The 4,303-nt window shown below is 38.8% G+C and carries 3 protein-coding genes and 3 pseudogenes; 4 read left to right on the forward strand and 2 right to left on the reverse strand.

Translation table 11 applies throughout. From position 1 onward, the window contains the following. The 3 genes and pseudogenes from ELQ35_RS23330 to ELQ35_RS23335 all read left to right on the forward strand — a co-directional run. A pseudogene (locus tag ELQ35_RS23330) lies at positions 1–191 on the forward strand (hypothetical protein); the annotation flags it as partial. Further along, the gene (locus tag ELQ35_RS23870) at positions 137–421 is read left to right on the forward strand and encodes a transposase (RefSeq protein WP_126867227.1); all 285 of its coding nucleotides are present in this window, start codon (positions 137–139) and stop codon (positions 419–421) included. The pseudogene ELQ35_RS23330 and the gene ELQ35_RS23870, both read left to right, overlap by 55 nt. A gap of 27 nt (positions 422–448) precedes the next feature. Further along, positions 449–806, forward strand: a pseudogene (locus ELQ35_RS23335) (transposase); the annotation flags it as partial. A gap of 373 nt (positions 807–1,179) precedes the next feature. Here ELQ35_RS23335 and ELQ35_RS21490 read toward each other — a convergent pair. Then, positions 1,180–2,589, reverse strand: a complete 1,410-nt coding sequence (locus ELQ35_RS21490; protein ID WP_126867229.1) for a glycosyl hydrolase family 28-related protein — start codon at positions 2,587–2,589, stop codon at positions 1,180–1,182. A gap of 263 nt (positions 2,590–2,852) precedes the next feature. Then, positions 2,853–3,071 (reverse strand): annotated as a pseudogene (locus tag ELQ35_RS21495) (integrase core domain-containing protein); the annotation flags it as partial. Between the two features lie 559 nt (positions 3,072–3,630). Between ELQ35_RS21495 and ELQ35_RS21500 the strand changes: the two are divergent. Then, on the forward strand, positions 3,631–4,284 hold the full coding sequence (locus tag ELQ35_RS21500; protein WP_126867230.1) for a reverse transcriptase domain-containing protein: 654 nt from the start codon (positions 3,631–3,633) through the stop codon (positions 4,282–4,284). The last annotated feature ends 19 nt before the right edge of the window (positions 4,285–4,303 follow it).

The raw sequence follows: 4,303 nt of genomic DNA on the forward strand, positions 1-4,303 counted from the left end.
TGGCAACGCCGGGGCTATCCCATGACAATATTCACTTGGAATGTAAAGGGCAACAAAAACAGATTCCCACTTACGGTCACCATACAGCTGTCAGCTTATTTGGCTGTGTCAACATTCAAAATGGAGAACTTTTTGTATGGAAGCCGAGCTGTGCAATGGCCAAACGTTTCTCGCTTTTCCTCGTTATATAGTAGCTTTGCATGTAGGAAAGCATATTGTCATGATTTTGGATAACGCTCGAATTCAGCATGTCAAACTGTTGGAACCTTTTTTAAAAGAATATGAGCATCGCCTGACTCTTCTCTTTTTGCCACCCTACTATCCTAACTTGTATGCTGTCGAACGTATTTGGAGCTGGTTAAAAGGAAGTGTCATCGTCAATCGGTTCCACGCCACAAGAAAAAAGATTCGAAAATGGTGACTTCATTCATGGAATATTCTGACTCAAGCCTTGGAACGTGCATACCAACGTCAGAGGCCGGCACAAAGGGTTCAGTTCTGCATACTCCGACCGGGGCAGCCAATATTGTTCAAAAGAGTATCAAAAAAGACTGGAATCGCACGAAATGGAAGTGAGTATGAGCAGGAAGGGCAACTGTTATGACAATGCCTGTATTGAGTCGTTCCACAGCGTTTTGAAAAAGGAACTGATCTACTTAACAAAATACGAGACCCGGCAAAGGGCCAAAAAAGAAATCTATGAGTATATAGAAGTGTTCTATAATTCAAAAAGAATCCATTCAGCCAATGGGTATTATTCGCCCTCTGAATATGAACGTATGTACCAAATGCGAGGTACCGGATAAACAACAATGACCCATATTTCCTCTTGATCAAGTTCAGAAAGAATTACTGTGCTTGATCAAGAGGCCACTAAGCGAAAGCGCGGTAGAGAAAAAATTGAAAAAATATGTGTCTACTTTATTGACCTAATACCACATTTTTCTTCTACACACTTAAATGAAATTGCTAGACAACACATTTTTAATTAGCGAAATCAAAAATTAAGCCAGAAGACTTTGTTGAACTGTGCGCTCTTTACAATGAAGAAACAGGTATCAAATTATTATTAGGACAACTATGTACTAGTTTATTCGAATTTACACATGCACATGTCGTCGTATGTCTTTAAATAGGGTGTCACCCTCAATACCTTGTAGCTAAAAAATGCTGCGTTTTTTACGAGCGCTGCGGTTGACTATCTGCCGTATTATGACTCTCCCCTCTAATAGTTCTATTGTTGATAGTGTTAGATTCAAAAGCGAAGAAATCATTATTGGAAATGGAATGAGAGGCTGTCTTTGCAGATTCTATGTTTATCCCCCACCTAATATTCTTGCTTGCTCCGCTCATTGTATTATTTTTTATGGCTACTCTCTCGGATGTTTCTTCTATATGGATAAAGTCATATAGTTTGGAAGTGTCACTGGCAACAGTATCAATATGATTTCCACTAATTGATGAATTTTTGATTCCTTTTGCATAGATTCCATGAAAGCTAAAGAAGCTAATGACATTGTTAGAGACAATCCAACGCCCTAATCCTGTGTCTTTGTCTATGATGCTAATTCCATTTTTATTAACACCGACTGCACTTATGCCGGTAAGGATATTATTCGATATTAATTGTATACGTTTATCATATTGTCTCAAAACGTCACTATTTGTCATATCAAACTCAAACCCGCCGTATGCTCTAGTGATCATATTACCGATAACTGACATGCCAACTGCTCCTCCTTTAATTAGGACAAAACAATCATCAAAATAGTTAGTTGTTATCATTAATTCTCTAAAATGTGGGTTTACATTAATACAAACCGATTCAGGGTTACTTTTTCCTCCTAAAGAGTGAAAACGATTATCTCTTATTTCCAATCCTCTAAAATCAGTTGGCACCCCTTCAGGGTGAATATTAACCCCTATCGTGGAATTCGATAAATTATTATTTTCTATTACAACGTTTTTTCCTTTTTGTTCGATACAGATTTTTAGCTTAAAAAAAGAACATTTTGATATAAGGGCATCAACATCAAAGTTAGGATTTGAGGAAAAAGCTCCTATAAGTTTGAGACCAGTAACTGTTGCATTAACACCGTACAAATCGCCATCTCCTAGAAAGCGAATGTTTTCACATGAAAATCCTGCCTCCTTTACTGTTAAAATAACACTATTAGGGTTGGTAGATTGTAATACAGCCGTATCATAATACCCTCTAGATTGCCCTATAAATTCCACTCCCCGTTTGTTCAAGGTTAATCCACCTGGTACGTTATAGACACCCCTAGGGAAATACAACTTATCACCTGGATTGAGCGAATCGATAGCTTTTTGTATTGCTAAAGTATCATCCGTTTTTCCATCTGCTTTGGCATTGTACGGCGGCTGTCTTACATTAATTGCACGTTGTGATAAATCTTGCTTTATACCCTCAATTTCATCAGCAATTGACTTTCCATCTTTACTTTTAACCATGTTTGAATCAATTCGTTGAAATACTATATTTTCACCCTCTTTTTTTACTGTATAGCCAAAAATGAAAGCAAAAATAAAAAGTAAAATACTCCTTATCAAGTTTCTTCGGTTCAAGTATATCCCTCCTTATTTAACATAATTTTATCATTTATAGAGAGCAATTACTTATGTGCTAGAAGTTATTATCTCAAACGAGTAAAGTGGACCCCATTGTCAAGACACGGATTTTTAAAAGTTAAGGTGCTTTTTTTTACTATGTGTCATTATGAGCGATGGGGTGCTCGTGAAACGCGGAACCTTTCAGGATGTTTCTACAGGGGAGAACATATTGAAAGGGCAAAGATGCTCCCACTAATAGAAAACGTGGAGGGGAATCGTCAAGAGCTAAAGTAGACAGAGGACGGTGTCTGATAGTCTAATGACTGATGAAGTCTTGTATGGTTATAAAAGTCAATGTATTTTGTAATGCCCTTTCTTGCTTCACGTGGGCTTGTATATTCATTCAGATAAACTTCTTCGTATTTGATGGAGCGCCAAAAACGCTCCGTAATAATGTTATCAAGAGCACGGCCCTTACCGTCCATGCTAATTTTAATATTCATCCTTGGATTTAACCAGATCCGTATATAAATATGGGTGCCTGTCAGAGCGACCGAGCCTAGGTTGCAACATATAGTGGGAGGGATTCCCACCGAGAAAGAACTAGCCATTCACTCGTAGCGAGTCTTGAAGGACAAGGGGTAACTCTTGTCTTTAAGCGTAGACAGTTAGGTGATGGGCCGAAAGCCAAATGGTTGAAGGGATTGAGCTCCGAAATACCCAGTTAAGAGGGCCGATGTATTTGACAGTATAGAAAGCAACATTCCTATTTTCGTAAGGGCGAGAAAGCAGGAACCTCTTCGGAGTCGATGACCTCGGCACGTCACACATTGATATGTTGTAGCAACTCGGGAGATCCTGTCGGTCTTTCTAACTATCTAGAAGTAGAGAGTATGGCAAAACAAGCGATAACAAGTGAGTAAGCCAAATGCCGTTCAGGAAGTCGGATAGCTGCGTAGTACCAATGAAGTCGGGTAACTCTGATGGAGGAAAGGCAGCTACTCTATCATTGCCCTTATGGGGAAACATTTACTACACACAGAGGTAGGAGATTAAATGGAAACAAAACTAGTAAGGATAGCAGAATTAGCAAAATCTCAACCAGAAATAAAGTTTACGTCACTTCTTCATCTTCTTAATGAAGAATCACTCAAACAGTGTCATTATGAGCTACCAAGTAGAAAAGCAGCCGGTGTACATCAGACCACAAAAGAAGAATATGAGCTGAATTTAGCAAGTAATCTTTCCGATTTAGTAAGGCGCATGAAACAGAAAAGTTATCGGCCTGCTCCGGTTCGAAGAACCTATATAAGTAAACCTGGGTCAAACAAGAAAAGGCCATTAGGTATTCCCGAACATGAGGACAAGATCGTTCAACGTGGAATAGCGAAAATTCTAAATGCCATCTATGAACAAGACTTCTTAGATAGCTCCTTCGGTTTTCGTCCGAAGCGTAGTTGCCATGACGCACTGAAAATATTAAATGTCTATATTGATAAGAGGTATACGAACTATATTGTAGACGCTGATATTAAAGGATTCTTTGATAATGTGGACCATAAATGGATGATGGATTTCTTGAGACTCCGAATCGATGACCCAAATCTTTTGAGACTGATAGCTAGATTCTTAAAAGGTGGGTTCATGGAAGAAGGGAAGCTATTCAAAACAGAGGAAGGAAATCCGCAGGGTGGCTTATGCAAAGCTTAGCATAAGCCACCTTATGCAA

The organism is Peribacillus cavernae, from assembly GCF_003989135.1.
GTDB lineage: Bacteria > Bacillota > Bacilli > Bacillales > DSM-1321 > Peribacillus > Peribacillus cavernae.

Bases quoted from the DNA above. Each gene is read 5' to 3' on its own strand.
- ELQ35_RS21500 (WP_126867230.1), top strand. From the start codon at position 3,631: ATGGAAACAAAACTAGTAAGGATAGCAGAATTAGCAAAATCTCAACCA.
- ELQ35_RS23870 (WP_126867227.1), top strand. From the start codon at position 137: ATGGAAGCCGAGCTGTGCAATGGCCAAACGTTTCTCGCTTTTCCTCGT.